The organism is Leptospirillum ferrooxidans C2-3 (genome assembly GCF_000284315.1).
GTDB classification, from domain to species: Bacteria; Nitrospirota; Leptospirillia; order Leptospirillales; family Leptospirillaceae; genus Leptospirillum; species Leptospirillum ferrooxidans.
Genome location: NC_017094.1, coordinates 2,167,724 through 2,194,572, shown reverse-complemented (window position 1 = coordinate 2,194,572; position 26,849 = coordinate 2,167,724). Strand labels below are relative to the sequence as shown.

Below are 26,849 nucleotides of genomic sequence, written 5' to 3'. Positions count from 1 at the left end.
TTGAATATGAGTCCCGGCAATAATCTTACAATCGAGAATCTGACCAAATCCTTTGGCCGCCAGAAGGTGCTGAAAGGGATCTCCTTCACCGTTCCGGAAGGTGAGACGGTTGTTGTGATCGGAGGCTCCGGACAAGGAAAATCCGTTCTCCTGAAACACGTCATGAGGCTTCTTGTTGCGGATGAAGGGGATGTTCTGGTTGGCGGTCAACCGATCATGAAGCTCACCTCCCGGGAGATGGACGAAGTTCGTAAGGGAATGGGCATGGTCTTTCAGGAAGCGGCATTATTCGATTCGATGTCGCTCCTTGAAAACGTGGCATTTCCCCTTCGGATGCATTCAGGACTCAGAGATCGCGAAATTATAAAGATAGCGGAAGAAAATCTGGAAAGAGTCGGCCTCAGGGGCGTTGGAGGAAAAATGCCATCTGAGGTTTCCGGAGGGATGAAAAAAAGGGTGGGAATTGCCCGGGCGATCTCGATGAGACCAGGAATTCTTCTCTATGATGAGCCAACAACAGGGCTTGATCCGGTCCTTTCGTCAGCGATTGATGAGCTGATTTTAAAAATGCGCTCCGAGTTGGGTGTCACAAGTCTCGTCATCAGCCATGACATGAAAAGCGCATTCAGAATTGCAGACAAAATCATTTTTCTGTACCAGGGAGTGATCCAGGCATCCGGAACTCCAGCAGAAATCCAGGCATCGAAAGATCCTGTTGTTCGCCAGTTCATTTCTGGTGATACTGTGGGTCCAATTAGTGTGATATGAGTCTTCTTCCCAATATTTTTTTACGTCTATGACCCAGGGGACCAAAATGAGCCCAAAGAGAAAGAAAATGGAACGACGATGAATTGGACCTCTGAAGCGAAACTTGGAATTTTTGTTGTGCTGGCGATTATTGCGGCGATTCTTCTATCGATACGATTTGGCCATTGGCATCTGAATGAGAAAGGGAGCTATCTGCTCTATGCCGATTTCAAGACTGTGGATGGATTGGAGAAGGGTGCTGCTGTCAGGGTTGCAGGGGTGAAGGTTGGGGAAGTGACCAATATCACGCTGAGCGGGAAGGGAAAAGCTCATGTTGAGATGACAATCTTTCCCGGGATCAGGATCCCTTCGGATGTTCATCCCTTGATCTATTCCAACGGGTTTCTTGGAAAAGTTTATATTGAGTTGACACCAGGCCCATCCGGGAGACCCTTTATCAAGGGAGATTCGAGCAGGAATGGATTCGGTGTTGACCTTTCAGGACTCTTTCAGCTGAAACGGGCTTGGGCAGATCCACCTCCCGCAGGGACACCACCAGCCCAATCATCCCCCTCCCAATCAGAGAGCTCTGAAGATGCAACGTTGTCAGGGATTGAGAACTCGGGTTATCTGGCACCGAAGTCGACGATCCAGAGTCCTGGGGAGACGGTGAGTGTGAACAAGCTGGTTCAGCGCCTTCAGAAAATATCAGCCGATATCAAGGCTATAACCGCATCCCTCCGATTGGCTATCGCTTCGGACAAAGGAAAAATAGAATTGCAGGATACACTGAAACATCTTGCTCGTCTGACGAAAAATCTGGACGATTTCACGAAAAATCTGAAAGACAAGTCACCCAAGATCCTGAACCGGATCAACTCCATTTCCAAGAAAATCGATTCTGGCGTCGGGACGGTTGGAAAACTGGTCAATGACCGGGCACTCTATGACAAGGCCAACAAGGCCGCTGCCCACCTCGACAGTATCCTTGAAAAAATCGATGATGGGCAAGGAACAATCGGAAAGTTGGTGAATGATCCGGAACTTTATAATAACCTCAATAAAACACTGAAGACATTGAGCAAGGAAGCCAACAAGGCCGAGAGGATGCGACTGAATGTCTGGATGCGTGATCTGACAGCTACCCGTGGGGGAACGTCGGAAGGCGTGCTGGATCTCGATCTTTACCCACGGTCAGACAAATTTTATCGATTCCAGATCGTTGACTCGACCAACCCCACCTATCAGCAGGGTTCCTCAGTGACTCAGAATCCCAATGGAACCTATACGACCGGCCCTCCGTCCATTAGCGCAAACAATTCCGGCCTTCGTTTCAGCCTTGAGTTCGGTCAACGATTCGATGGTTTTGATATCAGGGCAGGACTGGTTGAAAACAGTTTTGGTCTGGGGACGGATGTTTACCTCTTGCCGAACCTGACCTTTACCATGACCATGTACAATATCGGAGCATTCAATCCTGTAGCGCCCAATCCTTTTGTAAGGGCATTTTTGACTTACACTGTACTAAATCATATCTGGCTCAATGCCGGTTGGTACAATCCTTTGAATGCCAACGAGTCATCACCGATGATCGGTGGAGGATTAATCTTCTCTGATAATACGTTAAAATATCTGATTGCAGGCCATGCCCCCTGATAAGAGCAAAAAGTGCATTTGAGATGGCCTGCTTTGCTCGTGGATCATTGACCATCAGGGGTGGATTGATCTATAGTTTTCGAACGGAGTGACCTTAAGAAACCATCGGATATTAAACTCAAAATACCAAGATAAGCTGCGCTTACTCCAGGCTTCGGGCTTTGAAGGAGGCATGGATGTCGGGTGGTTTGACCCCTGATGAGCAACAGACAATTGAAATGACCGGAGCGGTTGGTTATTACGAAAACCGCCAGGAAGCCGAAAAAAAGGAAAATGCAGGAAAATCTGCACCTTCCCCTGTCAAAAAAGAGGGTTGGACTTTCCGCGGCAGCAAAATTCTTGCAGTGCTTTCTTCCCTTCGGCTTGCGATCTCACTCTTTCTGATTCTTGCCTTTTTGACCATATTCGGGACGTTTATCGAACAGGGCAGGGATGCTCCGTTTTATATAGCGGGATATGGTGAAAAATGGGGAGGATGGATTGTCCGGCTGAAGGTCGATGACATCTATCACAGCTGGTACTACGTCAGCCTTCTGACAATCCTTTGTATTAATGCTGTTTCCTGTGTTTATAACCGTTTCCCGATCACATTGCGTTCAATGTTCCACGAGAAGGTGAATGTGAGTCGGGAGTTTCTAAAAAAACAGCGGGAGTTTGCCGATCTCTCCATTCCGTCTTCCCGTTTTCCGGCAGGTCCGGGAGACTACCTGAAAACAGTTCTTTCCTCAAAAAGGTACAAAGTTACCGAAATCAGGGACGGTGGAGATGTTGTTGTTTTTGGGCACAAGGGTGTTATGGGTCGGATTGGCTCCCACGTTGCCCATATGTCTGTGATTCTTATCCTGGCAGGCGGTTTGATCGGAAGCCTTCTCGGATTTCGGCTGTTCGGCACTTTCTATGTGCATTCCACAACATTTGTTCCTCAGGGAGATTTTAGCCTTAGAGTCAACAAGTTCTGGATCGATCACTACCCAAACGGGATGGTGAAGGGATTTTTCAGTGATGTTGATGTGCTGAAGTCCGGAAAAATCATCGATCACAAAGTGATCAGCGTCAATCATCCACTGGAAACCAATGGTTTGAGGTTCTATCAGGCAAGCTATGGAGAGGCCTGGGACAGGGTCGATAAAGCAAGGATCCTGATCGTCAACAAGGAAAAAAAGCAGTTTTTGGGTCAGGTCATGCTCAAGGGCGGGGCTCTTTCGCCAGCACCGGGGACAGATCTGAGCATCAAGATTTTGCGGTACGTTGCGGATTTTGCTTTTGATCCGAAGACAAACTCCGTGTACAGTAAATCGGAAAAATCCGACAACCCGGCTATCCAGTTGGGGATTTACCAGAACGGCAAGCAAATTGGTTCCCCATGGCTATTTTACAATTTTCCGCAGATTCAGGTCATGAAGTCCCTTCCGTACTTTTTTATTTTGGGGGGATATGAAGCTCCCATGTACACCGGGCTCGAAGTGGCCAAGGATCCGGGTGTCCATGTCATTCTGGCCGGTTCCTTTCTCCTTGTGGGAGGACTCTTCCTGTCGTCTTTTGTTTACCACAGGAAACTATGGGTAAGAGCGAAGGAAAACTCGGGGGTGTGGCAGTTGTCCGTTGGCGGCTTCGGTCATAAGGACAAGCTGGGCTTTGAGAAGGAATTTAATGAAATTGTCCAGGAGATTCAGGCTGGGCAAGGTTCCGGGACCCCGTTGGAAACGATGGTGTCGGGAGCAGGTCCGCGAAAACTTGCGGGAGAGACTTGATGGTGTGTTTCTAGCCTGGAAAAATGAACAAACGGGAGTTGGCTACCTTTTCCCGGATCGATATTGGAGGAGGCGTTAAGCCTCCTCCCTGAACAGGAGGGCATATTTCATGACGTTGATCAACTCTGTCGGATCATCATTTCTCCTCTATAACACGGTGATCGGACTTTATCTTCTTGCAACCGTTCTCTATTTTCTCTTCCTGATTTCCCATAAAAAGGAAATGGGGCAAATCGCCTCGACAGTGACCTTTTCGGGATGGGTCGTCAATACTGCTGCCCTGGTGGGACGAGGTGTTGCTGACCATCACGCTCCCTGGTCCAATTTGTATGAGACTCTTTTCCTCTTTTCCTGGGCATCGATTCTTGGTTATATGGTAATGGAATTCAAATACAAGGTTCGTGTTGCGGGTGCTTTTGTTCTGACACTTGTAATGTTCGCTGTCGGAGCTGCCAAGATGCTTCCGTACCGCTACCAGATGGTTGAACCATTGAATCCGGCCCTGAATTCCTATTGGTTGAAAATTCATGTGTTTACAATGTTCATGTCTTATGCAGCTTTTGGTATTTCCGCATCCTTGGCGATGATTTATCTTCTGAAGCTCCGCTCTGAACAAAAAGGAACAACCGGTTGGATTCTCAGGGAGTTCCCTGCAACAGATGTTCTTGATGATCTGACATATAAAGCCGTGATGGTCGGATTTCCCCTGTTGACCCTTGGTGTCATTTTTGGCGGAATGTGGGCCTATGAAGCATGGGGCGGATATTGGTCCTGGGATCCAAAGGAGACATGGTCCCTGATTACCTGGTTTGTCTATGCAGCCTATCTTCACGCGAGAATGACCAGAGGTCTCAGGGGCAAGGGAAGTGCCTGGTTCTCGATCCTGGGATTTGCTTCTGTCGTATTCCTTTACTGGGGTGTCAGCTTCATCATTCCCGGTCTTCATGCATATGCTGCCTAGCGAGGTCTCAAGTTGGATTCATTGAAAAAATATTGGCCCCAAGCAACAGCTGTTTTACTTATTGTCATTGTTCTGGGGTACTACGGCACCACTTATCGCTTTGCTCCTCTAAAAGTGGGGATGGTTGCGCCTGACTTCAATCTGGAATCGGCTGATGGCAAGAGAATCAAATTGTCCGACTATCGAGGCAAGGTAGTCATGCTGAATTTTTGGGCGACATGGTGCAAGCCTTGTAAACAGGAAATGCCTTCCATGGAAATTATGTATGAAGGTATGAAGGAACAGGCAGGGTCTCATTTTGAGCTGTTGGCCGTTAATGAGAACAATGTATTTTATAAAAACCAGGTTGCTCCTTTCCTGGAAAAACATAACATCCACTTTCCTGTTCCCCTGGACCCGTTGAATACTCTGGACCATCGTTACAAGATCACTGGTGTTCCGGAGACGTTTGTCATTGACCAGAATGGTGTGGTTGCAGAGCACGTAGTGGGGCCCAGGAATTGGGTCGTAAAGAAAAACCTGGATTCCATGTTGACTTTATTGGATAAAGGACCTCAAAAACCGGAAGAGTACATTGCCCGAAAGGCGGCCCAAAATCCACCAATGGCCAAAAGCGGTGGCTACTAAGATCCTCCGGGGATTTCTTCTCTCGCTTCTATCAGGGATCATTTGCTTGATGTGTGTGGTCCCTGTTAAAGCTTCTACAGAAGGGAAACTTGCTCCTGATATCAGTCTTCATGATATGAATGGCAAGATATGGACCCTCTCTTCGCTGAGGGGAAAATGGGTGTTGCTGAATTTCTGGGCAACCTGGTGTGGCCCATGCATTAAAGAAATGCCAGATCTTGAACATTTCAGCCAAACGCCAACCGCAAAACGGATGGTTATACTTGCCGTCTCGGAAAGCCTAGCGTCCCATAAAAAAATCGTGGATTTTCTGGGCAAGTACCACATTACCTACACGGTCTTAAATGATTCTTTTGGTGAAGTTGCCGATTCCTATCATGTAAGAGGATTACCGTCCTCCGCCCTGATTTCTCCCGATGGACACCTTGTATGGTTTCTGGAAGGGGCAATCCCCTTTTCTTCCCCTGATTTCCAGAAAACATATTTGCCTAAAGCATTCTTTTCCGGAGCATCCCGATGAATCATGAACCACTCTCTGTAACACTGGCATTCTTGGCCGGAATGGTGTCTTTTGTATCTCCCTGTGTTCTTCCGATTGTTCCATCCTATATTTCTTTTATAACCGGATTGTCATTTGATCAATTGACCGGAAAAAATGGGACAGTCGAAAAGGCAGAGGTCACGAAAACAACTGTCGTGAATTCGCTTGCGTTTATTTTTGGTTTCTCGGCCTTGTTCATTGGCTTTGGGGCATCCGCTTCATTTATAGGCGAATTTCTCCTGACTTACCAGGAAGCTATCCGTAGGGTCGGTGGCTTGATCATTGTCATTTTTGGACTTTTTATAGCAGGTATCTTGAAGGTTCCCTTTTTGAACAAGGAATTTCGTCTCCCAGCCCGAAAGAGGACATCTACTTTAGCCGGTACATTCCTGATCGGGGTTGGATTTGCGGCCGGTTGGACTCCTTGTGTGGGCCCTATTCTCGGATCCATTCTCTTTTTTGCGGGGAGCGAAGGAAATGTGTTGAAAGGGATTGAATTGCTGGCTTTTTATTCACTAGGACTGGCTGTGCCGTTCTTCTTATCGGCGGTAATGTTCAATTCATTTCTGGGACGCTTCTCTCAAATATCCCGATGGATCCCCACCATTACCAAAGTGTCGGGGGGCGTGCTGGTTGTCATGGGAGTCCTGGTTTTTGCCAATGCATTTTCAATCCTGTCTTCCTTTTTGACGCAACATCATATTGGCTGGACTTCAAATTTATAATCAGTAGCGGCTCTGGTTTCAGGAAGAGGGCCATTCTTCATTGAAGGTTATTGGAGGCTCTCGTGAGTTGTCGGGAATTTGATGCGGTCGTAGTCGGTCTCGGGCCTGCAGGCTCGACAGCGGCGCGTCTCCTCGGAGAAAAGGGATTCAGTGTGCTGGGGATTGACCGCTCCCACTTTCCCCGCTGGAAACCTTGCGGCGGGGGGCTATCGGCAAGAGCCACCGCTTTGCTTCCGTCGGGTTGGGAAAAGGTCCCTCATGTTGTGACGACTGGGGTCCAGGTCACCATGGGGGACAAAGACTCTCAAAGTGTCGAGACAGGTGTCCCTATCGCTTATCAATTCCATAGGGATCAGCTCGATCACTTCCTGTATGAAAAGGCCAAAGTGGAATCGGTTGTCCTGGAGACCGGAATTTTACTGGAAGATCTGGTTTATGAAGAAGGCATCGGATTTACGCTATTGATCAATGGTCAGAATGTAAAGACAAAACGTCTGTTCGCTGCTGATGGTGTGACGAGTCAGGTGAAACGTCTTCTTTTTGGTTCCCCGAGAGAATCGCAAAAAATACCGGGTGGAAGGAGTAAAAAGAGGGGAGTCAATGCAGGGTGGCCCTCATCCGAACTTCTTGGAAAAGCTGAGGAACCAGTGAATGACAGGTTCGTGATGATCGATATCGGGTCTGTCCCGGGGGGGTATGCCTGGTCTTTTCCCAAGGACGGCGCCCGAAAAGCTCTCGGTGTGGCTGGATTGATTACCCCATTGGGATCACCGGTCAGAACATTGAGAGAATTTTTGAAATCCTTTCGCGGTGAGAAAGAAGACCCATCCGATGGGGAGGTTTCGACCTGGATTATTCCTGCCTGGCAATCGGCAAAGGAACATGGGGAGATCGCTGGACTTTTCCTTGTTGGAGACGCAGGCGGACTAGTGGATCCTTTCCTTGGAGAAGGGATCTACTACGCAATCCTATCTGCTACAAAAGCCTGTGAATCCATTTTTGTCAATGGTCATCCGGAAAAGGCAAGCGCAGCCTATTCCGAATGGGTCAAACAGGAGATATTCAGGGACTTTGCACAGGCATCAAGGCTCTCTGCAGTCATTTACCGATTTCCTGCAATCTATTACCGGCTTGTTTCCAGGTATCCCCAGCTATTGACCCTGTTTTCCCAAATCATGACCGGACTTCATGATTACCGATCATTCTCTCGGGCTGCGGGAGTAAAGCTTCTGAGACTTCCATTCAAAAAATTCATTCCTACACTCCGCACGGGAAGACGTTTCTTTTAATATGGTTCCGTCAAAAATCGGGAAGGACAGGAAAAATTCCGGACACCGGTTCGATGAATCCTGGCCTTTTTTGCTGTCGTTTTTATTTTATGCGTCCGCATTTGAACTTTTCCCAAAGATGGCTCCGGATCACACTCCCTCTTTCTATTTGTTTATTGGTGTATTTGTCTGCTTCCTGTTCCTTCTATCAGCATTGATCCATGAATCGGGTCATCGAATCGCATCACGGCTGACAGGGTTTCCCTATGAAGGTGAGCTGTTTTCTGTGTGGGGGGGGCGCCCAAGAACCGTTGAAGTCCTTCTGGCAAGTGATCCGAGGATCATGGTGGTTCGGATGTCTGGGCCTTTGGCGAACCTTATTGTAGGAGCAGCACTGTATTTCTGGATGTCTGGAGGTGACGGAGATCCTGTGAAATGGGAGCTGATTCTTTTTTTTGCAAAATCCAACCTCTTCATTGCTTTTATCAATATGATTCCAGTTTTGCCATTTGATATGGGCGCGCTGGTCTTGTCACGGTTCGGAATGAAAAAAAAGGCAGAGTATTCCGGAGAAGAGAAGGATTTTCCTCGTGGGGTGATCTTTGGATGGCTTCTGACCGTTTCGGGGATTCTCATGACCGGTCGTGGGCGTTTTATCGCTGGATTTGCTTTGGTCGTCCTTGGAATCTTGCTGATCAGAAGCTGTCTTTCCTGGAGGGAAAGGCTTGGACTGGCCTCCTGCCTCGAACGTTACGGTATCGACTGGGCTGTCACTATAGCTTCAAAGCCCCTGAAGGCAGAAGAGACGCTAGATCAGGCATTGGAAGCTTTTCGCTCTCAGGGGAAGACAACCTTGCCGGTCGTGGATGACATGGGAGTTCTGATTGGGAAAATGGAGTGGAAAAATCTCAGAAAAAAGCCCGTTGAGTCCTGGCATCTTTACCCGGTGGCAGAAATGATGATACCCCTTTCCTGGTCAGAGTCTCTCTCCATCGATCCCCCCGATGTCTCACAACGCATATTCGATCTTCTTTACTGTCATAGGGATTTTGTATGGGTCGTTTCGTCGGGTAAGCTGCTTGGCGAACTCGTTCCTGAAAAACTGGTTGATCGATACCGGATGGAGAGATCTTTTTCAGAAGATTTATCGAGCTTTCATGACAGGGTTGCTAAAACAGGTCAGGAGGATCGATCGACCAGTGGATCGTCAACCCCTTGATCCCTCCAAAAAGAACAACGGCCCGGTCGATGGCCTGATGAATTCCTTCAATGCTGGTCGCGCGGATAAGAAACTGGTAATGGAACTCTCCTTTTGCCTTGGAAACAGGAGCGGCCGCGGGCCCCTGGATAACGACCCCGTTTGACGAAGTCTTTTCAAATCGAGCCTTTCCGGTGGCCTCGAGAATCAGTGTTTCTGACCGGCTCCATAAGGAAACAAGGGCAATTTTCCTGTGGGGTGGATAGGAAAGCTCAAGTCTTTCATTGTTCGTCCGTTCAAAGAAGTGTTCTGTATCATAAGAGAGAATTTCTTTAAAAATTTGATCATTCGGGTTTTGGGTCATCAATATGACTCTGCCCCCGGGAAGATGACGTCCCACTCTCCCGGCCAGTTGGATAATCAGTTCAAAGGCTCTTTCTTCTGAACGGTAGTCCGGAAGGGCGAGCATCCTGTCCGTTTCGAGAATGATGCCCAGAGTCACCTCCCTGAAATCATGTCCCTTGGCAATCATCTGTGTTCCGATCAGGATATCTCCGGTGATGGAACTGGTTCCTTCGCCTGAAGAAACGGGGGAATCGCCATCAATTCGAGAAATGGAAACCCCGGGGAAAAAACTCTGGATGATCTCTTCGAGTTTTTGTGTGGCCAATCCCTCTTCGGCCAACACGTTGCCTCCGCAGGATGGACATCGGGAATGGACAGCATATTGACTCTGACAACAATGGCAAATCAGAACTCTTTTGGGTTTTTTATGGAGAACCAGATGGACTGAGCAATGGCTGCAAGTTGCCATTTCCCTGCATTCAAGGCAGACAAGGGCAGGGACAAAGCCTCTCCGGTTCAATAAAAGAATCACTTTTTCTCCCCGGTCGACCGTGTTTTTGATGGCCGTTATCACTTCCGTAGGCAGGAGGGCTCCTCTGGGTCCGGGAGCCATGACGGATATGGATGGAAGCGGAAGCTGTCCAATGCGGTTGGGAAGAGAAAGTTTGTGGTAGCGTTTCTTTTTGACCTGATACCATGTTTCAAGGAGGGGTGTTGCCGACCCCAGAATGACCGGGCAACCCAATATCTGAGCACGCTTGATGGCAAGACTTCTCACGCTGTAAGAGAGTCCCTCCCTGGATTGGTAGGAAGGGTCATGTTCCTCGTCGACAATAATGAGCCCGAGATCCGACAAGGGAGCAAAAAAAGCGGATCTTGGCCCGACCACGACATCAATTTTATGGTTCAGAATTCTGATCCAGTCACGAAGACGTTCTCCATTGGGCTGTTTGCTGTGGATACTCAGGGTGTTTGGAGAGACGTTCCTGATGGAATCCAGAAGCGGAGGAGTCAGGCCAATTTCCGGGGTCAGGACAAGAACCCGTTTTTTTTGTTGCAGCGCCCAAAGAATCATTTCCTGGTAAACCCTGGTTTTTCCTGATCCGGTGACTCCCTCCAGAAGCTGAACCGAAAAGGGGTTTTGCTCCGAGAGGTTTTTGAAGAGCTGAAAGGCGGATTCCTGGTCAGTGGTGAACGGCAGAAGCGGTTGGATCGGAGATTGGCTGGTTTTCCCCGAAAGATCTTTCTGGATTTTCTGAAGTGTCCTTGGCGGAATCGGAAGGGGTTTTGTCAGTGACGGTGGAAGACCGCTCTTGATCAAAAGACCCAAGGGAAGCCGATAATACCACGATGCAAACTCTGCTATGGAAAAGAGGATCGGAGGAAAGACGGGAAATGGGTCAAGAACATCCAGTATCGGTTTGAGCTTGATTCCGGGTAAATCCGCATCGGAAAAATCGGAGACATAGATTCCGGGGACCCGGCGGTATCCAAGCGGCACCAAAAGTCTGGTTCCGGGAAGAATTCCGGAATGTTCATCAGGAAGAAGATAGGTCAGTCTTTCCTGGGGAACCGGTGCGAAAGGGATGACCTGAATTTTTTTCAATGTCTGGACCTGAGGAAAATGTTCAGTATAGGAAGTTCCCGGTCAACCATGAGGAAAGCAGGAACATTCGCCTTTTCAGGTTGGATGCTGTGGCTCCTGGCCCAGAAGTCGAAGAAGCTCTTCCATGAATTGATGTGGGTCCTGGAAGTTTCGGTAGACAGAGGCGAATCGAACATAGGCGACCCGATCGAGGACCTCCAGTTTCTCCATGATCAACTCTCCTATGATCCGTGAGTCTACCTCAGGATCTCCCCGTTCGATCAATGCGCGTTCAATACTGTTTGAGACCTCTTCGATGGATACATTGGGAATGGGTCTTTTCTGACAGGCCAAATGCAAACCCTTCAGGATCTTTTGCCGGTCAAATGTTTCCCGCCTGCCATCTTTCTTGAGAACGAGGGGAAGAGAGTCCTGAACCCATTCGTATGTTGTAAAGCGACGTTGACAGCCGGAACAGAATCTTCTTCTTCTGATCCCGAATCCGTCTCCTGTCGTTCTGGAGTCGGTGACCTTGGAATCAGGCGTCTGGCAGAAAGGACATTTCATGAAAGACGCCTGTTCTTGATGATTCGGGTTCTAAAGACCCGCATAGATTGGAAAGTCCTTTAGAAGAGAGACAAGCTCGGATTTCACGGAATCGATGACGCTGCCCTGGCCCTTGCTGTCAAGAATCCTATGAATCATGGAGGCAATTTTGACAACTTCCTTCTCTCCAAGTCCGCGGGTTGTGATCGCCGGAGTTCCAAGACGGATTCCGCTGGTGACGGTTGGTGGCTTGTCATCATAGGGGACTCCATTTTTGTTGCAGATGATACCGGCTTGAGCAAGGTAGGATTCTGCTTCTTTTCCTGTCAGGTTTTTATTTCTGAGGTCGAGGAGCATCAGATGATTATCCGTTCCTCCTGTTGAGATCCTGTATCCCGCTTCGGAGAGCTCGGAGGCGAGGAGCTTGGCGTTTTTGAGAGTGTTTTCCGAATACTGCTTGAAGTCCGGGGAGAGAGCTTCCTTGAGCATGACCGCTTTTCCGGCAATGACATGCATCAGTGGACCGCCCTGCATCATTGGAAAAACCGCCTTGTCGAGGGCCTTGGCCCAGTTCGATTTTGAAAAAGCCATCCCTCCTCTTGGTCCCCTGAGCGTCTTATGTGTTGATGTGGTGACGAAGTCCGCATGAGGGAAGGGGGAAGGATGATGTCCTGTGGCGACAAGTCCGGAAAAGTGGGCCATGTCGACCAACAAAATCGCGCCAACCTCGTTTGCGACCCTGCGGAAGAAGGCAAAGTCGATAATTCTTGGATAGGCGCTTGCTCCTGCAATGATGATTGCTGGGCGGTGCTGTTTCGCAAGGGCCTCAACCTGTTGTTCGTCAATAAGGCCGGTATCACGGTGAACACCGTAAAAAACGGCATTGTAGTAATGGCCAGAGAAAGAAACGGGGCTTCCGTGAGTCAGGTGACCACCATGGGAGAGGTCCATCCCAAGGATTGTGTCTCCGGGGCGAATGGATGACAGGTAGACTGCCATGTTGGCCTGACTTCCGGAGTGGGGCTGGACATTGACGTGTTCGGCACCGAAAAGAAGGCGTGCCCTTTCTATGGCAAGAGTTTCCACTTGATCGACCGCTTCGCAGCCGGCATAGTAACGTCGGCCCGGGTAGCCCTCCGCATATTTGTTGGTCATGACGGAACCCACCGCTTCAAGAATCGACCGGCTGACATAGTTTTCGGATGCGATCAAAACCAGTTTTTCCTGTTCGCGTTTCAGTTCCTGGGCGATGGCTTCATGAACTTCCGGGTCTGTCTGGTTAAGCCAGAACATGGGATAGGATCCTTTCAGAGAGACTGTTAAGATAGTGAGTGATTAGGTTTATCAGTGATCCAGAGCAGAGATTTTATCAATCCTTTGCTGGTGGCGTCCATTTTCAAATTTCGACGCCAGAAAAATATTGACAAAGTCGATGGCTTCTTCCGGAGAGAGCTCCCTGGCGCCAAGGCAAATGATATTTGCATTGTTATGGCGGTGGGCAAGGGCGGCCGTTTCCTTGTTATAGAGAAGGGCTGCCCTGACTCCGTGGTGCTTGTTGGCGGCAATGGACATTCCGATTCCCGTGCCGCAGATCAAAATTCCAATTGTTCCCGGGTTGGCTGTCACAATTGTCGCGACTTTTTCGGCGTAGTCAGGGTAGTCGACGGAAGCCGGTCCATCTGTTCCGCAGTTTGTAACTGGGATTCCTGCTTGGGAAAGAGCCATGATCACGCTGTTTTTGAGCTCAAAGCCAGCGTGGTCTGAACCGATCGCGATCGGAGGCATTTTTTGATTATCCGTCAATGCGTGGCCTCGCTATTCTTTGCCGGAATGATGCCTTGGCGGGAAGCCAGACCATTTCCTCCGGAGTGTGTTTGGGGAACGGGGGCGTTTCTGTTTCTGGAAAGCCCTCTTCTGTAATGCTATTCTCAAATGAGAAATGATGCCATTTTCTGGAGGAGGTTGTCAATCGGTATGGTTTACTTAAATCATTTTGTATTCAGTAATAAAAATAGGTTTTTTGTCCTTTTGCTCCTTCTGGTTCTGGGAGGGTGCAGCTCCTCGGTCTGGAATAATCCCCATGGCTTGCTTGGAGGTCTCTTTTCTTCATCGCCGTCTTCGACCTCAGGCAAGTCCTCCGTTGTCGGAGGAACGCCAAAACAGGTTCCCCAATCAGGATCTCTGCCCTCTTCACCAAGTGACGGAACGGATCTGGGAAGGACTCTTTCCCCTCCAGAGTTTGTTCATGTTGTCCCCTTTGAAGAAGGGGACGGTGCTTATGTCCAGTGGAGCATGGTTCCCGGGGCGACGGATTATTTTCTCTATAAAAACGGAAAACTTGTTGTGGACACTCCTTCAACGATTTACCGTCTTTATGGTCTTTTGCCCTGTCACCACTATCACTTGGCACTTTGGAGCTCCGACAGTGTCAGACTTTCGAAAAAGTCCCTGTCATTTGTCGTTCACACAAGGGGGTGCGGATCTCCTCCGACTCGGGAATAAGAGCAGATTGGTTACATGAAGACCCAAATCTTGGTGGTGAACCCCTGTGAGTCCTGCTAGAATGGGACATGTCGTTGGTCAAAAACAGTTTTGGAGAGGGTAGGCTTTGGAAAAAACGTCTCAATATCCGGGAACATTGATTGCCATTGAAGGAACCGACGGATCGGGAAAATCAACCCAGGCCGAATTGCTGAAACTTTATTTTGAATCCAAGGGGCAGGGGGTTGTCATCTCTTCATGCAACACAGCGGAACTGATCCGCGGAGCGATCAAGAAGCTAAAGGAGAGAAACACGCTTGATCCCGTCACATTCTGCTTCCTTTATGCGGCAGATTTTGTGGACCGGTTCGAGCATGTGATCATCCCTGCCCTTTCAGCCGGAAAAGTCGTCATTGCAGAACAATATGTATATACCGTCTTTGCCCGGGCAATCATCAGGGGCATCGACAGGGATTGGATCACAGGCATGTTTGATTTTGCCCTGACGCCTGCCAGAACCTTTTACCTCGATGTCCGTTTCGAGGACCTTCTGGCACGAATTCAGTGGAAATCAAGAGATGAGAGATATTTTGACTATTATGAAGCAGGTATGGACCTGAACCTTGCCGGCCGAAAAAAGGATTCGTTTGTCCTCTATCAGCAGAGGCTTCTGGAAATCTACAAGCAGATCTCTTCTGAATATCAGTTTACGGTCATCGATGCGATGAAGCCGATCCAGAAACAGCAAATGGAGCTTCGGCTGGAGACAGCCTCCATTTTGAAAAATCGTTTACGAAGAAAGGGATCCCGATGAATCCCGAGCATTCTTATCCAGGACGTCTTATCGTTGTCGAGGGGATTGACGGGTCAGGGAAATCGACCCAGATCGAACTGCTTCAGAACTATCTGAGACTGAAGGGGTATGGGGTTCTTTTGAATGTGTGGAACTCCAGCCCTGAAATATCCCCGATCATACGGAAGGCAAAGAAAAAACAGACATTGACTCCCTACGCTTTCAGTCTCCTCCACGCTGCCGATTTCAGTTATCGGTACACACATGAGATCTTGCCAGCTTTGAAGGCCGGAAAGGTGGTCCTTTCTGATCGTTATATCTATACGGCCGTTGCGCGGGACTGCGCTCGGGGAATTCCCAAGGATTGGCTGGTCTCCAACTTCCGTTTCGCCATTCGGCCTGATCTCACATTCTTCTTCAGGGTCGATCCTGCCGTGTCGTATGACCGCATTACCCAGACACGGGAGATCAAATACTATGAAGCGGGTATGGACATGGAGTTTTCCACGAACCCCAGGGAGTCCTATATTCTTTTTCAGTCGAAGGTTTTAGCGGAGTATGAAGTGCTTGCAAAGGAAAATGGATTTCATCTGATCGACGGAGCCCATTCGATGGACGAAACGCAGAAGAGCATGAGAAAGGCTGTTAACCCTGTTCTGTCCGGGATCGGTTGAACTCGTCCAGTATTTCGGCCCAGTAACGAAAAATCAGAAGATGGCCTTCTCCGCGGATAAGCCTTATTTCTGAGGACGGGATTTCTTTTTCCAGGTTTTCAATCAGAAACAGTGGGGCAATCAGATCCAGATCTCCATGCCAGAAATGGACTGTTCTGGAAATGCACTCCGGGTCGAATCCCCAAGGCTTGGATAAAATGATCAGGTCGTCGACAATCCCTGCTCCACCGGACTGATGGTTTGCGCCGATGTCTTTCAGGAACATCCGGCTGTCTTCTGCCTTTTTGAAGAATGGACGTTCCCCCTCAGGGAAAAATCGGGCCAGCACAGGGAGATACCTTTGGGGGTTATGCAAAAGAATCGCAGTCAGTCCCCTAAGAATTTCGATCAGGATTCTCATGGTGATTTTTGCAGAACGTTTTCCGAGTTCGAAGAGCCATTTTTCATGAAATGGCATCTGTCTGGTTGCTCCGGCAATATCCATCTGGCCAAGTCCGCTGATGACAAAGACACTGGAGACTCTTTCCGGAAGAGAAAATGCACATGAGAGGGCATAGGGTCCTCCGGCAGACAGGCCGAGAACTCCAAACCGTTCAATTTTCAAGCAATCCGCAAAGGCTGAGACGTCATCCGCCCAGCTGAGAAGGGTTCTTTCCTTTTTTCTCCCGGAAAGTCCAAACCCCGGTCGTTCGAGGACAAAAAGCCTTATTCCCCTTGAGCGGGTTACCCCTTCCGATGGACGTTGGTAGCGTGATCCAGGGACACCATGGAACATGAAAAGCGGGTAGCCGTCAGGGTCGCCATATTCGCAAAATCCAATCTGACGCCCGTCAGAAAGGGTGATGATCCGGTCGGTTATTTCGTGTGTGGCTTGGGATATGGTCGGGTGAATATTCAAAGAGGATGGGGAGGCGCTGGAGTCCCGGACGGTCGGGATGTCAGTCCTCTCCATTGTCGAGCTCTTCTTCAAGCTTCCGGATCGGTTCAATGTTTTTGAGTCTTGATCCGCTTTGTCCATCGTAGTTTTCAACCCTCATCCAGATGACAATCACGGGTCTCCCTTTTTCAAACTCCATTTCCTTTGTGGAGACGAGTCTTTCAACCCCTCCCTCCTCATCGCTTCTATTGTCCCGTATGGTCAGATGAGGTTCTGCGTAAGAGAGAAAAGGCATCTCTCCCGAGGTGAACAAAAGGATCTCTCTCGCGAGCTTCGCAAGGCGTGAAAAGAATATGACCTTTCCCTGGTCCTTTTGGGAAAGAGAGAGAAAGAGGGAGCGGTTGTTTTTCCGGATCGTGATGTCTGAGTGGGTCCGATATTGTGTCAGGGCGAGAAAAAGTAAAATTCTCTCCTGTGGGGAAAATCCCGGACACTCTTCTTTCAGCAGGAAATTGGCGGACTCCGAGTCTCCTGTCGGCCTATAGGAAAGGGATGTTTGTGCGAGAGATCCAAGGGAGCGCAGAAGTTTTTTGGTTTCCTTGTCGATCATTGTTTCGGGATGGATGGTTTCGTACAGTCTCAGGAGAATGCGTCTGAAGGATCTTGAGTCTTCGTAGGATCCAAAACGGTTCACCAGTCTTGAGATCGTATCTTTCGCGATATCCTGTGCGGGGGGCTTTGTGGATTCCAGATAGGCTTCCATGAAGAGCCCGTGTCTTAGACCATGCTGGGAGACGGTCAAAAGAGGGGACTTAGCCCCTTCCAGAATTCGGGAAATGATCAGGATTCCTGCAGGAAGGATGTCTGCCCTGTCCTTTGAGACTCCGAGAGAGGAAATCCTGTTTTCAATGGAAGACTTCCGGATTTCCAGAAGAATCTTGTTGATCTGGTTTTTGGCCAGTGTATATTCATGAACCTGAGGAATGAGAGGATAGTGTTCCTTCTTCTGGGCGATCCGTGCAAGCTGGCGGACGGTGCCACCCACTCCGATCAGGAGTTTGGGGGTGCCCTTCGAGAGGATATCCCCTTCCTTCAACATTTTGTCGATATGGCGCTCAAGTCTTTTCCACTCCGACTCTGAGGGCATACCCGGCTTTCTGAAAAAAGACTCCGATAGTCTGACCGCTCCCAGTGGAAGGGTGGTGGTGGCGATGTGCTCACCATCCTGGATCCTGATCAGTTCTGTGCTTCCGCCTCCCACATCGAAAACAAGGCCGTCACGGATATTGATACTTGTCCGGACTCCAAAATAGCTGTAGAACGCTTCATCTTCACCGGAGAGAACTTCGATCGGAAAAGGGATTCCCTTCGAGAGGATTTCCAGAACCTCTCTCTGGTTTGCCGCGTCACGGATGGCGCTCGTTGCGGTGCAGCGGACTTTTTTGATGTGGTGAAAGGCGATTTGTCCGGCAAACAGGCAAAGGGCTTCCCTTGCCCTGGAGATGGCTTCTCCCTTGATGATCTGGTCGTCATACATGCCTTGGGAAATTCGGGCCGGGGACTTGTGACGCTCGATCAGCCACCAGTCGTTGCCCCTGATCGCGAAGATTTCAAGGCGCATGGAGTTCGAGCCGATATCGATGATGGCAGCTTTGCGAATGGACCTGGACATGGAGTAGGGAGGTCCTCTCTTTCACCTGAAGTCATCCGGATGGTTGTTTTGAATTGCCAGAAAAGCCTTTTCATCTTAGGACAATCATCCGGATTTTGAAACTGCTTCAGATGGCTTCCCGTGGAATTCATCCAGAAAATCGGGTTGACAAGGATTGTCTGTCCGGATAGGGTTGTATTCAGGGTGCTTTACCCGATTGTTTCTGTTCAGGATTTTCGAGGAGCTCCATTGCGCAAACGTTTGCCCTCCATCTTTCGCCTCCTGCTTGTCCTGATTCCTGTCTTCTTTTACCAGATGGGCCATGTGGCACCTGTTTTCTCCTCCCAGATCTCCTTGAAGAGCAATGCTTCGCTTGCTTTGCTTGTACCGAATTGGCTATCCAATCCAGAAAAAGTTGTGGACGCTTCTTCGGCCGGAGACGATTGCACTCATCCTTTTGTCAGCGGGCAATCTTCATGGGAATGTCACCATCCCATGCCGTCGTATTTGTTGACCTCATCCCTTTTTGCGCAGGCTGTTCTGCCAGCGACAACGGTTCCCTATCGCATATGCCATCGCGATAATCCCATTATTCCAAAAGTTTTTTCGTATGCTTCCTCCCCCGTTCTCCCTCCGGATCATCCCCCAAGAGTTTGACTTATCCAATCTTCTCTGATCGCCAAAAAAGCGTTTGTTTCCCGAAGCTTTTGTTGGCGGCAGATTGGTTCAGCCTTTCCTGGCAAAATTCAGACTGTTCCGGGATCGATTCTTTTTCTTTTAAACGGGAGTATCGGGTTTGAAAAATCATTATAGGGATAGTGGGGTTTCTTTTTTGCCACCGAATCCGATTGTATGGATCTGTGCCCTTTTTCTGCTTCAAGGCATTCTTTTCCTGTGCCATGGAGAGAGGATGACCCCGACTCTCCGTCCTTTTCCTATGCTCGGTAATGGGAGCATGACGACGAGATCGGCTTCGCTTTTCCTGAGCTCCATTCATCCTGAGGAAGCGATTCCCTGTTTTCATGAGGCCAGAGCGGATTCTCGTGCCGCAAGCCTTGAATGCCATCATGAGAATCCTCTTCTGCCTTTTCCCCCCATGAGCGCTCCCGACATGTTAGGAGAGGGGGAGTTTCCCGTTCAGAATTTTTTCCGATCGGACTTCCCCCCCTTGTCCAAAATATGGATTCCTTCTGCTTGCCGTTTTCCCCGTAATCCTCCTCCCCGGGATGGATTGTCGATCCTTTCAGTCTGAAACGCTCTCGAACTGTCTTCGATTATTCGTTCATATTTGAAAAGGAGTCTTTCGTGGAAAAACAGGATCCGTTCGCTTTCGATACATGGATCACCCAAAAATCCATTCTGGTTGCTTTTTTGGGGTTGTTCATTGCGCTCTGCTCCCCCAAAAAGGCGATGGCCTGCGTGTTTTGTCTGGAGCATATGGGGATGGATGCCTCCATGTTCTGGACAAGTGACATCATGCTCTCTTTCCGGATGAACTATTCTGATATCTGGATTGCCGGAAGCCAGGTTCAAGCGGGATATTCCCATATAGGCGGTTCTCAGGCCCTTTTGACCCAAGAGAATACCCTTCAGGTGCTCGTTACCAAGAAGTGGATGGTTCAGGTGACAGAACCTTTTTACTATCGGTGGAACTCCAATCCCCAAGCATCTTCCAGCAATACCTACACTCCGGGTCTCGGAAACAACAATTCGGGATTCCTGGCCGTTCCGGGAGATCTCTGGATTGCCAACCTTCTTGATGTCTACGACCGCACCACTTTTTCAGGAACAACCCGCGTGGTATTGGTTCAGGGAGTGCACTTCCCAACCTCTCCGACAAGTCAGGCATTCAATAACCAGAATATCACCAGTACCCTAACAGGTGCTGGCGCCTATGAGCTCACATTCGGGCTAGAGGCCATGCATCTGTTTTCCAATGGGCGCTGGATGACGATCGGGGATGCCATTTACTCATTCGAGCTCCCGAATAATCTGGGAACTCAGCTCGGAAATACCCTCAATACCGACTATCAGGTTGAGTACCGACTGACGGGGCTTCACAGCAAATTTCCGGAAATCTGGATCAGTGCCGGAGATTACATCCAGTACAACGCTACCAACATTCAGGTCAATCCATATGTTCAAAATGGAGTGCTTCAGGCAGCCGGTCCGATTCTGGGAACCGAGAATTTCCAGGATTCCATCGGGATGGGATTCCAGATCATGCCCAAATCCGTTCCGAACTTGATGATCTTTGCCAATGCAGACAAGTTTGTCTATTGGAATCAGCCGGGTACGACACCGTCTTCACCGGCGCTGAATCCGGACTTCAAGGTTTTGACAGGATTCATGTGGATGTTCTGAGTCTCCATGGAAAACCGATTGAGTGACGCTTGGACAATGCATAAATAAGGAGAGGGTCTTTCAATGAAATATCTGTATGGATCGTTCAGGATGATTTTTGGGGTTTTGTTTTTCATGTCTTTTTTTGCTTTTTCAGGCCAACGGGTATCGGCCAGTCCGATGAGTGACTCGATGTCGTCCGGAGCTCCGTCCGCTCCGACTCCCCGATCGGACCAATCCAGCCCTTTTCCAGGGAAGGGATTTGTTTTAGAGGGTTTTGCGGGAGGAGAGAGTTCCCTGTCGGGCTCTTACACCACAACCCTCGGGAAAACCGTTCCTTATGATTTTGGTACGGCCCCTGTCTGGGGGGTTCGGATCGGGAAAATGCTTTTTCCGGACTTGTTGGCCTATCTGACCGTCCAGCAAACGGATTTCTCCCAAAATACCCATACCGTGATTGGTTTGGGGGGGAATTACTATCTTCCGTCCCTTTTTGGAAAAACGATCATCCCCTATTTGAATGCCACCTTTGGAGCCTCATACAACACCTATACAGGTGTCGATGCCCAGGCTGGATATGCCTGGATGCTGGGGGCGGGAGTCCTTTACCCCATCTCTCCATCATGGGGAGCCTTCATCGAGGCAAACCTGTCCTTTGAGACGGCACCCACCGGCATAACAACCTCACTGGGCAACCCTCCCGGAACGGTTTCCCAAGTGAGTGACACATGGTCGGTTCCTGTCATGATTGGCATACGATATGCCTTCTAGAAAGATCCGCTTTGAGATGGGAGTGATCTAAAGATCCTTTTCACCGGCAGGGATGGAGAGAACATTTTCCCCTGTTTCTCTCGCCCTGTTGGAAAATCACTCTCCTTTCCGTTTACCCTTTGCGAAGGGCAACCTTTTTCAGCTATAATTCGCCCATGCCAAAAACATTCTCCCTGCCTAATCCCCAGGAAAAGCAAATAGTCGTCCAGAATATGTTTACATCAGCGGCGAAAGCCTATGATCTGAACAACTCCGTGCTGTCTTTTGGCATGCACCACTTATGGAAAAGAATCGCCATCTCGATTCTGGATCCAAAGCCCGGGCAAACGGTGGTTGATCTCTGTGGTGGTACCGCTGACCTTGGTCTTCTGGCCAAGGAACGTGTTGGACCGAAAGGGATTGTGGCCACCGTTGACCTGAACTTTGCGATGCTCAGGATCGGACTTGATAAAATCCGTTCCGAACAGGGACGGTCAGGGATGGGCGCTGTTCAGTCCAATGCAGAAGTCATGGCCATCAGGACATCATCTGTCGATCGGCTTGTTGTTGGCTTTGGTCTCAGAAATGTGACGAATCTCGACGTGGCACTGAAGGATATTTACCGGATATTAAAGCCGGGTGGTCGTTTTGTGTGTCTTGAATTTTCCACACCCGTCAACCCGATTTGGGACAAACTCTATCGATTTTACTCATTTGCCATTTTGCCCCTGATTGGCCGCGTGGTCTCCGGGGATAAAACGGGCATATACGAATATTTGCCTGCCTCGATCGCCAAGTTTCCCGCGCAAGAACGGTTCAAAGGGTTAATCGAGGCGGCAGGTTTTCGCAATGTGGCCTACCGAAACCTTTCTGGTGGGATCGTTGCGATCCATTCCGGAGAAAAACCCCATGGTGCCGTCTGATACGACCGGAACTCTGTCCGGAGCCCTTCCCGTCCTGGATCTGAATGTCCAGGATGATCATCATGCCCCACTTCCCCCGGCAGTTCTCAAACGAGTGCTTTTCATCTGGCTTCCTGTCAGTCCGATCTTTCCTGTAGGGATAGGCTATCTGGTGAATTGGCTTCACCGGATGCATCCGGAGGTTGAGATGGAAGTTCTCGACATGACCCAAATTGCTGAGAACAGCTATCAAGAAGCTCTTTTTGCCGCCATCGACCGTTTTAAGCCGGACCTTCTGGCCTATTCCTGGAGAGATGTCCAGATTTTCGCTCCCCATGAAGGAGATAACTCTCTCCGTCGGGCGTTCGAGTTTTATTATGCCCCAAAGATATCGACCCGGGTTCGTGCCGCCATTGATGGTATCCGGATGGTCTGGAAGTATCGTACGGAGTTCCACCGGAAGCTTCGACTGATCCGATCGGGTGCAAAGCGGGCCCCAAATGCCACGGTCATGGTTGGTGGGGGCGCTTTTTCCGTGTTTGCCGAACAGATCATTCCACTCCTTCCTGAGGGTGTGATCGGTGTCGTTGGGGAGGGTGAAGATGCCCTGATCAAGGTTGTGGAAGGACGTTCCTGTGATGATGATCGGGTCATTTACAGAAAGGCTGGAAAAACGATAAGGGGAAAAAAGGAAGGATCTGTCCAGATCCGTCGGGCTCCCTACGACCTTGCCTATGTCGAAAAGGTTTTTCCCGGACATGCCTTCTATCATCGGAGAATGATTGGCATCCAGACAAAAAGGGGCTGTCCTTACGGATGCTCTTTTTGCCTCTATACCTATATTGAGGGGAAGCGGGTTTTTTATCGGGATCCCGAAGATGTTGTTTCTGAAATGCGCCAATATTATGAAAAATGGGGAATCCGGAATTTCTGGTTTGCCGATGCACAGTTTATTCCCGGTGTGAAAGCCATTCCAGAGGCAAGGGCCCTCCTTGAGGCGATCAGGGACTCCGGGATGAAGATCACCTGGAGCGGATATATCCGGACAAGTCTCATCTCTCCGGATCTTGCCACCTTGATGGTCGAGTCCGGAATGGGAGACCTTGAAGTTTCGATCACCTCAGGATCTCAGGAGATTCTGGACAGTCTTCGCATGGGCTTTAAACTTTCAACCCTTATTGAAGGATGCCGAAATCTGCAGGATGCCGGATACAAGGGAAATATCATCCTGAATTATTCCCTGAACGCTCCCGGTGAAACGGAAGAGACACTTCGGGAGGCGATCGAATCTTACCGGACAACCTGCCAGATCTTTGGTGAAGACAGAGTCTACCCGATGGTGTTTTTTCTGGCGGTCCAACCCCATACTGCCTTCGAGAAAAAGCTGATTCGAGAAGGCTATCTCTCATCGGATTACGATCCGATCGATCTGAACCCGATGACGATTCGAAAGCTTCTTTATAATCCGGGAAAATTGGGCGCCCTGATTGCCCGAGCCTGTCTTGCGGCCTGGGATGAGGAGCCGATGAAGATCGGAAGGGCGGTCATGAGAGAGCTCGATGCCAGATTGGGCCCATCTTCCCGACCACAATCCCCGTCTTCCCCTCCAGTGCATTCGGTGGGGGTTCCGAGTCTGTCCTGATGATCCGGCCACTGGCGGATGGAAAACAGCCTTTGCCAGATGGTGCTGATATCCCGGCACTTTTGGATGGTCTGCCGATCCTTCTGAAGATTTTTCTGGCGATGGATGGTTCCCTGACGCGACTTCTGGCTTTGACGATTGGTGCTCCTGTTGTTGCGAGGATCATCCCGGGGGAGGAGGGGGAGCGCAGGGTATTCCTGGGAACGAACCGTTATCCGGAGCTCGTGATGGCTTCTTCCCGTATGGCTCCGGGAGGAGACTTTTCCAGGACATGGGAAATTCTCTCCGATCCACGTCCGATCGGTACTGCATTTGTTGAGAGGGGTGAGCCCATGATCCGGGAAAATCTCTCTTTCATGAGGCGAAGCGGGACGCCCATTACTCCAGATCCCTGGCATGGACAGCCTCTCTGGATGCGTTCTTATATCCTCTCAAATATGGCTGGCGCCCGAATCTCCATTCAGGAGATTTTCCTTCCCTCTCTCATGGAATTTCTGGTATGACACCCAATCCTCCGGCCGTATTTTCGATCAAATGGTTTTCCGTCATTTTGGAATTGATCCGATTTGATCGCCCTGCCGGAACACTCCTGCTCTTTCTTCCCGGGTTCTGGGCGCTTCTTGCCGCATGGCGAGGAGCGCCTCCCCCCAAACTTCTGCTGATTTTTTTTCTGGGCTCCTTTTTCATGAGATCTGCAGGTTGTGCTATTAACGATATCCTGGACAGACATGTGGATGGAGCGGTTGAACGGACAAAAAATCGTCCGATTGTTTCTGGCAGGATATCGGTTGGATGGGCTCTTGCCGTATTTTTCTTTTTCTGTACCCTGTCGGCCTTTTTGCTGTTGTTTTTAAATCTTTTGACGCTGAAAGTGGCGTTTGTGGGACTTTTGGCCACGATCCTCTATCCCCTTTTCAAGAGATTTTTTCCACTCCCCCAGCTGTTCATGGGACTTCCTTTTGGAATGGTGGCTCCCATCATGGCATGGACTGCTTCGAAGAACGAACTTTCAATGGGAGCAGTTTTTATCGGGTTGGCGGGACTCTTCTGGTCGACCGCCTATGACCTGATCTATGCCATCAGCGACAGGGAGGACGATGTCAAGGCGGGAGTCCGGTCTGGCGCGGTGACCTTCGGTGATCGATTATGGCTCGCCATTTTATTCTTCGGCCTTCTCTCCGGTCTTTTCCTTTTTCTGGCGTCTTATTCGCTCGGGATCTTCAAGGCTCTTCCTTTATCCATCTTGCTGTTTGTCTTGCTGATTTTCTTCCAGTCCTTTAAGGTGAGGGGAGGAGTGACTCCGGTTTATGCCCAGAAGCTGTTCAAGTCACATGTTTTTCTTGGAGTGATTGTGGCGATGGGGTTTTTGTTGGAGGCACCCATTCTCCTGTAACGAATCCCGGGAGGCAAATTCATTCGATTGGGCAACCATGCTATGATGGTTCCCGGGATTATTGCGTTCTTTGATTTTTTACTCTTCAAAAAGGGGGAATCAATGAGGTCTTTCTTGGATTCAAAAAGACGGCTTGGAGCAGCATTCGGATTCGGATTGGCCATTTTTCTGTCTCAGGTTTCCGGATACCCGTCCGGTTTAGGACTTTCTCCTGAAGTCGCTTTGGCACAAAGCGACAATGATGAAAGCCGGCCCTTGAATGATCGATACGACAGCGCCATTGCCCGGGCTGAGGCAAGGTACCATCAGGCGGTTGCCAATGCCAGAAAAGCTTACCTCGAAAACAAGAGGAAAGCGGATGCACTGTACGCGAGGAAGACAGCCGTGGCAAGCCGCCATGTGACCGGGACCATCAATGATATCAAGAACAAGCTTGCTGAAACTGGCGGGTCGATGGGTGAGCAGGTAACGACTTCCATCAAGGCTGCTGTCGCCAACTACGCCAAGACGATATCGAGCGACTTTCGTGAGCGGCAAAAAGAGGTCAAAAAAGCTGTTGATGCTTACGTGAAAGCATTGGGCGACGCAACACAGACCTTTCAGAAGGACGTCAGCAAGGCGAATGGGAAGCTCTCTTCCGGAGACTCTTCAAAATAGGTGTATCCGGGACTGAACTGAACATCAAGTAGCTGGATGTTTCCAAGTTGTTCTGTAGTGTGATAGTCTCTAAAATGTGTCTGGACTTTTCGGGGATTGATCCACCCCCGAGTTTTTCAGCCGGGGCTCCATCGGACAGTTGATGGGAGCCATTTTCAAATGTTTTCATACATATAAGGAGTTTCAACAATGACAAGCCATGTTCTGACCGTTGGAAACTGGGGTGGATTTGAGTGGGCACTTCTGATCGGAGTGGCCAGTGTGATCGTTCTTGGTTGGTACGCCGTCATCAAGTCTATCTACTTCAACAGTTAAGGTGACCGATCCGGGTTGGGCAAAGGTATGAGATGAGTATCTTCAATAACATACGAAAGATGTATGTGGACTCAAAGCCTGTTTTCTTCATGCTTGCAGGTGTCGTCTTGTTCTTTGCCCTCCTTCTTTTTTCGATGTTGTGGGGTATCCTGGGGCATGACTCCTTTAAATCCCACACTACTGCTCCTGTTTCAAGCCTCAATGGGGAAGCTCCTTCGAAAATCTTTCTTGCCGGGATCTGCTGAATCAACCATTCTCCTTCCTTGATTTCCTTTTTGGGCTCGAGTTTTTGGTATGATCGCTCGGAAAGTGATTTCCCTTTCCCCGGGGTCTTGCCGGAGACCTTCCTGTTGGGTGAAAATACAAGCCTGAGCCATATAAATGCCGTGCCTTGAACCTCCCGATCAATCAATATAGAGGA

General features: G+C 49.5%; 29 protein-coding genes. 22 read left to right on the top strand and 7 right to left on the bottom strand.

Annotation, left to right across the window (positions count from 1 at the left end):
* Nucleotides 1–6 precede the first annotated feature (6 nt).
* The 9 genes from LFE_RS11030 to LFE_RS10990 all read left to right on the top strand — a co-directional run bounded on the left by LFE_RS11030 (nucleotide 7) and on the right by LFE_RS10990 (nucleotide 9,495).
* The gene (locus LFE_RS11030) at nucleotides 7–768 is read left to right on the top strand and encodes an ABC transporter ATP-binding protein (RefSeq protein WP_014450302.1); all 762 of its coding nucleotides are present in this window, start codon (nucleotides 7–9) and stop codon (nucleotides 766–768) included.
* A 78-nt stretch (nucleotides 769–846) separates the two neighbouring features.
* Entirely contained in the window at nucleotides 847–2,403 is a 1,557-nt protein-coding gene (locus tag LFE_RS11025; RefSeq protein ID WP_014450301.1) for an MlaD family protein, read from the top strand.
* A 176-nt stretch (nucleotides 2,404–2,579) separates the two neighbouring features.
* The gene (gene resB / locus LFE_RS11020) at nucleotides 2,580–4,154 is read left to right on the top strand and encodes a cytochrome c biogenesis protein ResB (protein ID WP_014450300.1); all 1,575 of its coding nucleotides are present in this window, start codon (nucleotides 2,580–2,582) and stop codon (nucleotides 4,152–4,154) included.
* Nucleotides 4,155–4,263: 109 nt separating this feature from the next.
* Nucleotides 4,264–5,115: a c-type cytochrome biogenesis protein CcsB gene (gene ccsB / locus LFE_RS11015; protein ID WP_014450299.1), complete on the top strand. Its 852-nt coding sequence runs from the start codon at nucleotides 4,264–4,266 to the stop codon at nucleotides 5,113–5,115.
* 12 nt (nucleotides 5,116–5,127) lie between these two features.
* A complete protein-coding gene (locus tag LFE_RS11010; RefSeq protein WP_014450298.1) occupies nucleotides 5,128–5,742 on the top strand; it encodes a TlpA disulfide reductase family protein in 615 nt (204 codons plus the stop codon).
* A 49-nt stretch (nucleotides 5,743–5,791) separates the two neighbouring features.
* Nucleotides 5,792–6,262: a TlpA family protein disulfide reductase gene (locus LFE_RS11005; protein ID WP_014450297.1), complete on the top strand. Its 471-nt coding sequence runs from the start codon at nucleotides 5,792–5,794 to the stop codon at nucleotides 6,260–6,262.
* Complete coding sequence (locus tag LFE_RS11000; protein ID WP_014450296.1) at nucleotides 6,259–7,008, top strand: cytochrome c biogenesis CcdA family protein; 750 nt, start codon at nucleotides 6,259–6,261, stop codon at nucleotides 7,006–7,008. The genes LFE_RS11005 and LFE_RS11000 overlap by 4 nt, the downstream gene beginning before the upstream one ends.
* A gap of 62 nt (nucleotides 7,009–7,070) precedes the next feature.
* Nucleotides 7,071–8,297, top strand: a complete 1,227-nt coding sequence (locus LFE_RS10995; RefSeq protein ID WP_014450295.1) for a geranylgeranyl reductase family protein — start codon at nucleotides 7,071–7,073, stop codon at nucleotides 8,295–8,297.
* Nucleotide 8,298: 1 nt separating this feature from the next.
* The gene (locus LFE_RS10990) at nucleotides 8,299–9,495 is read left to right on the top strand and encodes a protease (protein WP_014450294.1); all 1,197 of its coding nucleotides are present in this window, start codon (nucleotides 8,299–8,301) and stop codon (nucleotides 9,493–9,495) included.
* Here LFE_RS10990 and priA read toward each other — a convergent pair.
* From priA to rpiB, 4 genes are all read right to left on the bottom strand, one after another.
* Nucleotides 9,446–11,425 (bottom strand): replication restart helicase PriA, encoded by a 1,980-nt coding sequence (gene priA, locus LFE_RS10985; protein ID WP_014450293.1) that lies wholly within the window; start codon nucleotides 11,423–11,425, stop codon nucleotides 9,446–9,448. The genes LFE_RS10990 and priA overlap by 50 nt on opposite strands.
* A gap of 75 nt (nucleotides 11,426–11,500) precedes the next feature.
* Nucleotides 11,501–11,971: a transcriptional regulator NrdR gene (gene nrdR / locus LFE_RS10980; protein ID WP_014450292.1), complete on the bottom strand. Its 471-nt coding sequence runs from the start codon at nucleotides 11,969–11,971 to the stop codon at nucleotides 11,501–11,503.
* Nucleotides 11,972–12,001: 30 nt separating this feature from the next.
* Nucleotides 12,002–13,243: a serine hydroxymethyltransferase gene (locus tag LFE_RS10975; protein ID WP_014450291.1), complete on the bottom strand. Its 1,242-nt coding sequence runs from the start codon at nucleotides 13,241–13,243 to the stop codon at nucleotides 12,002–12,004.
* A 51-nt stretch (nucleotides 13,244–13,294) separates the two neighbouring features.
* A complete protein-coding gene (gene rpiB, locus LFE_RS10970; protein ID WP_014450290.1) occupies nucleotides 13,295–13,735 on the bottom strand; it encodes a ribose 5-phosphate isomerase B in 441 nt (146 codons plus the stop codon).
* Between the two features lie 189 nt (nucleotides 13,736–13,924).
* On the opposite strand from rpiB, the gene LFE_RS10965 reads away from it, so the two are divergent.
* The 3 genes from LFE_RS10965 to tmk (LFE_RS10955) all read left to right on the top strand — a co-directional run bounded on the left by LFE_RS10965 (nucleotide 13,925) and on the right by tmk (LFE_RS10955) (nucleotide 15,898).
* Nucleotides 13,925–14,452: a hypothetical protein gene (locus LFE_RS10965; RefSeq protein WP_014450289.1), complete on the top strand. Its 528-nt coding sequence runs from the start codon at nucleotides 13,925–13,927 to the stop codon at nucleotides 14,450–14,452.
* A gap of 106 nt (nucleotides 14,453–14,558) precedes the next feature.
* Nucleotides 14,559–15,245, top strand: coding sequence for a dTMP kinase (gene tmk / locus LFE_RS10960; protein ID WP_014450288.1), 687 nt, complete (start codon nucleotides 14,559–14,561; stop codon nucleotides 15,243–15,245).
* On the top strand, nucleotides 15,242–15,898 hold the full coding sequence (tmk, locus tag LFE_RS10955) for a dTMP kinase (protein ID WP_014450287.1): 657 nt from the start codon (nucleotides 15,242–15,244) through the stop codon (nucleotides 15,896–15,898). Before tmk (LFE_RS10960) ends, tmk (LFE_RS10955) begins: the two co-directional genes overlap by 4 nt.
* Here tmk (LFE_RS10955) and LFE_RS10950 read toward each other — a convergent pair.
* On the bottom strand, nucleotides 15,870–16,850 hold the full coding sequence (locus LFE_RS10950; RefSeq protein WP_014450286.1) for an alpha/beta fold hydrolase: 981 nt from the start codon (nucleotides 16,848–16,850) through the stop codon (nucleotides 15,870–15,872). The genes tmk (LFE_RS10955) and LFE_RS10950 overlap by 29 nt on opposite strands.
* A complete protein-coding gene (locus tag LFE_RS10945; protein WP_014450285.1) occupies nucleotides 16,837–18,447 on the bottom strand; it encodes a Ppx/GppA family phosphatase in 1,611 nt (536 codons plus the stop codon). The genes LFE_RS10950 and LFE_RS10945 overlap by 14 nt, the downstream gene beginning before the upstream one ends.
* A gap of 228 nt (nucleotides 18,448–18,675) precedes the next feature.
* Here LFE_RS10945 and LFE_RS10940 point away from each other — a divergent pair, with 228 nt between their 5' ends.
* The 10 genes from LFE_RS10940 (at nucleotide 18,676) to LFE_RS14580 (ending at nucleotide 26,428) form a co-directional block, all read left to right on the top strand.
* Nucleotides 18,676–19,083, top strand: a complete 408-nt coding sequence (locus LFE_RS10940) for a hypothetical protein (protein ID WP_148272635.1) — start codon at nucleotides 18,676–18,678, stop codon at nucleotides 19,081–19,083.
* Between the two features lie 139 nt (nucleotides 19,084–19,222).
* Complete coding sequence (locus tag LFE_RS10930; RefSeq protein ID WP_148272634.1) at nucleotides 19,223–19,678, top strand: hypothetical protein; 456 nt, start codon at nucleotides 19,223–19,225, stop codon at nucleotides 19,676–19,678.
* A 53-nt stretch (nucleotides 19,679–19,731) separates the two neighbouring features.
* Nucleotides 19,732–20,790, top strand: a complete 1,059-nt coding sequence (locus LFE_RS10925; protein ID WP_014450283.1) for a hypothetical protein — start codon at nucleotides 19,732–19,734, stop codon at nucleotides 20,788–20,790.
* 63 nt (nucleotides 20,791–20,853) lie between these two features.
* Nucleotides 20,854–21,540, top strand: coding sequence for a hypothetical protein (locus LFE_RS10920; protein ID WP_014450282.1), 687 nt, complete (start codon nucleotides 20,854–20,856; stop codon nucleotides 21,538–21,540).
* A gap of 155 nt (nucleotides 21,541–21,695) precedes the next feature.
* A complete protein-coding gene (locus LFE_RS10915; RefSeq protein WP_041774405.1) occupies nucleotides 21,696–22,442 on the top strand; it encodes a class I SAM-dependent methyltransferase in 747 nt (248 codons plus the stop codon).
* A complete protein-coding gene (locus LFE_RS10910; protein WP_014450280.1) occupies nucleotides 22,429–24,063 on the top strand; it encodes a B12-binding domain-containing radical SAM protein in 1,635 nt (544 codons plus the stop codon). Before LFE_RS10915 ends, LFE_RS10910 begins: the two co-directional genes overlap by 14 nt.
* Nucleotides 24,063–24,566, top strand: a complete 504-nt coding sequence (locus LFE_RS10905) for a hypothetical protein (RefSeq protein WP_014450279.1) — start codon at nucleotides 24,063–24,065, stop codon at nucleotides 24,564–24,566. Before LFE_RS10910 ends, LFE_RS10905 begins: the two co-directional genes overlap by 1 nt.
* Nucleotides 24,563–25,456, top strand: a complete 894-nt coding sequence (locus LFE_RS10900) for a 4-hydroxybenzoate octaprenyltransferase (protein ID WP_014450278.1) — start codon at nucleotides 24,563–24,565, stop codon at nucleotides 25,454–25,456. The genes LFE_RS10905 and LFE_RS10900 overlap by 4 nt, the downstream gene beginning before the upstream one ends.
* A 102-nt stretch (nucleotides 25,457–25,558) precedes the next feature.
* The gene (locus LFE_RS10895; RefSeq protein WP_148272633.1) at nucleotides 25,559–26,113 is read left to right on the top strand and encodes a hypothetical protein; all 555 of its coding nucleotides are present in this window, start codon (nucleotides 25,559–25,561) and stop codon (nucleotides 26,111–26,113) included.
* A gap of 189 nt (nucleotides 26,114–26,302) precedes the next feature.
* A complete protein-coding gene (locus tag LFE_RS14580) occupies nucleotides 26,303–26,428 on the top strand; it encodes a hypothetical protein (protein WP_014450276.1) in 126 nt (41 codons plus the stop codon).
* On the opposite strand, the gene LFE_RS14170 is transcribed toward LFE_RS14580, so the two are convergent.
* Nucleotides 26,418–26,840 carry a hypothetical protein gene (locus LFE_RS14170; protein ID WP_041774403.1) on the bottom strand — a complete coding sequence of 141 codons (423 nt, stop codon included), beginning with the start codon at nucleotides 26,838–26,840 and terminating at the stop codon, nucleotides 26,418–26,420. The two genes, LFE_RS14580 and LFE_RS14170, sit on opposite strands and share 11 nt — an antisense overlap.
* Nucleotides 26,841–26,849: the final 9 nt, after the last annotated feature.